The organism is Luteibacter sp. P4_E6 (assembly GCF_056401535.1).
Genome location: NZ_JBFUJE010000578.1, coordinates 1 through 2,322, shown reverse-complemented (window position 1 = coordinate 2,322; position 2,322 = coordinate 1). Strand labels below are relative to the sequence as shown.

Sequence of the window (2,322 nt, the reverse complement as noted above, 5' to 3'; positions counted from 1 at the left end):
GCCAAGGCCCGTCCGCTCGCTGCAGGAAGCGGCCATCTCCAACTGGCTTTACGTCATGGGGGTCAAGTTTGACTACGAAGAGCCTTTTGCAGAAGGCGCTGCCATTTTGTGCCCGGGGCGGACATGGCTGCCGGACTTCAACTACCGCGTCAGCGACGGGGGGCATCCTGTTCGCATCGTCCACGAGCATTTCGGGGTCAATGCCAAGGGAGAGGCGCCGGCCTTCTTCGATGCCCCGGAACGTTATTCCCGGGAGGCGAAAGACAAGCAGGCCGTTCTTGGCGGGATCGACGCCCGCCATTTCTGGACCACCAGCGCGGACTGGACGGACGGCACCTTGTTCGAAAAACTCGAAGGTGCCCTTCGCAGCGCGGGCGTCGCAATTGAGCCCCGTTCGACCGAGGTCATACGCAAGCAGCTGGACCATATTGGCATCGAAGTCAAAGACGACCTGGTCGAAGCGGCGGTCAAACAAATCCGGGGCAACGGCTTTACGCACAACGAAGTGCTGGGCCGGGCGCGCCGCATGCCTGATGGCGTGCGTGCCGTGTTGTTTGCCGAAACATGCTGGACCATCGCCGAAGCGGTCAACGACATCATCAAGGCGCGGACGGGTGTCGACTTTGAAGACATGATTCGCCGTGCGCTCAATCACCTGGGTGACCATGCGGGCAAGTTGCCCTACAGCCGGGTCATTGTTGACGAGTTCCAGGACACGGCGCCGGGCCGGGGCGAGATGGTGCGCCGCGTGCTTGCCGGCCCCAAGGCGCCGCGTCTGCTGGCTGTCGGGGATGACTGGCAGGCCATCAACCGCTTCTCGGGGTCGGACTTGCGCTTCTTCACGCGATTTGCCCACTCGTTCGGCTTACTGGAAGAGGCGTACGCCGAGTGCAGGCTGGAGAAAACCTTCCGCACCAACCAGGGCATTGCCGACATCGCTGGCCGGTTTGTGCTGGCCAACGACACGCAGATGAAAAAGACCGTCGTCGCCGACGACCAGCGCAGGGACGGTATCCTCGACATCCAGCCGTTCAAGGGCGTCGATGACATGCGGGAGATTATCGACACCGTGCTTGATGGATGGGTCGCCGCGCACACGGGTCCGGACAAGCCCCGGGTGTTCATCCTTTCCCGGTATGGCCTGGACCACACCCAGGGGTTCAACAAGGAGGCCATGGCCGAGCTCGACGCCGCATGGGCCGACCGCATTGACCCGCCAGTCGGTTTCCGCTCGATGTTCTCGACCATGCACAGTTCCAAGGGCATGCAGGCGGACTACGTCCTGCTCGTTGGCCTGTACAGCATCGGTCACCACTACGGCTGTTTTCCATCGGAGCGATACCAGGATCCCCTCGGGGACATGTTCCTGCCCGCCCGGGAAGCGGTCGAAGACGCTGAAGACCGTCGGCTTCTGTACGTCGCGCTGACCCGGGCCAAACACCGGGTGGCGATGCTTGTCCAGGAGAAGCACCCGTCCCGCTATGTTCCCGAACTGATGAAGGCCTGGCGCGGGGGTGAAGTCCGGGTCAACGGTGGGACTTTTTCCCTGTGCAAGGACTGCGGTGAGGTCATGCTGGTGCGAAGGGCGCGCGATGACAACGGGATGTCCTTCCTTGGCTGCGGCAATTACTGGCGACACGCCTCAATGGCCGCCAACGCATCCGCCGCATGAGGTGAGGACGGTTCGCGTGGGATCCAGGCCGGTGACTGTGGAGGGCAGGGCAGCGGTCGCAACCGGTGAGATGAGACACGGGCAGGCTGTGGGTCACCGGCATGAGTGTCGGGCGCGGATTCAAACCAGATGAAACACGGGGGGCTTCATGACCGAGACACAGCAGGTTCTTCGCAAGCTCGCGGACGCGTCCGTCTACGATCCGGACCTCAACCCGACCGATACCGACCTTGCCGTTGGCCGGCTTGAGCGTCGGCTTGCGCCCGTTTTTCTGGCCAGCATCTCATTGCTGGCGTGCCTGTTTGTTGTCCGGACAGGTTCGTTGGAAGCGCTCGGAACGAAGGTAGATTTCGTCGCAGTCCTCGCGGGTGCGGTCGCGATCATGTCCGGTCTGGGGAACATGCTTGCAGACGTCATTGTCCGGCGAGTCCGCAGGCGCTTTCGTGCCGACGACGAGTTCCACCACTCCTTCGCCCGCGCGATCCATCGTGACCCCCAGGTCGAAGCGCTGGCGGTCCACAGCGACGGTGTGCTGGAAGACATGGAAGACCAGGTCGAGGCGCGTTTGACTGGTGCGTCCACGCGCCTGAGCACCGTCATCGGTGACCGCTCCTCCATCATCACGACCGGCGTGGCGCTGCTTGCCACCT

The 2,322-nt window shown here is 63.0% G+C and carries 2 protein-coding genes; both read left to right on the top strand.

What is annotated here, in order from left to right:
• The coding region (locus AC1DT2_RS20995; RefSeq protein ID WP_477298497.1) for a UvrD-helicase domain-containing protein at positions 1-1,672 on the top strand (1,672 nt) is incomplete at its 5' end.
• Positions 1,673-1,820: 148 nt separating this feature from the next.
• Positions 1,821-2,322: hypothetical protein (locus AC1DT2_RS20990; protein ID WP_477298495.1), on the top strand; the 502-nt coding region annotated here is incomplete at its 3' end.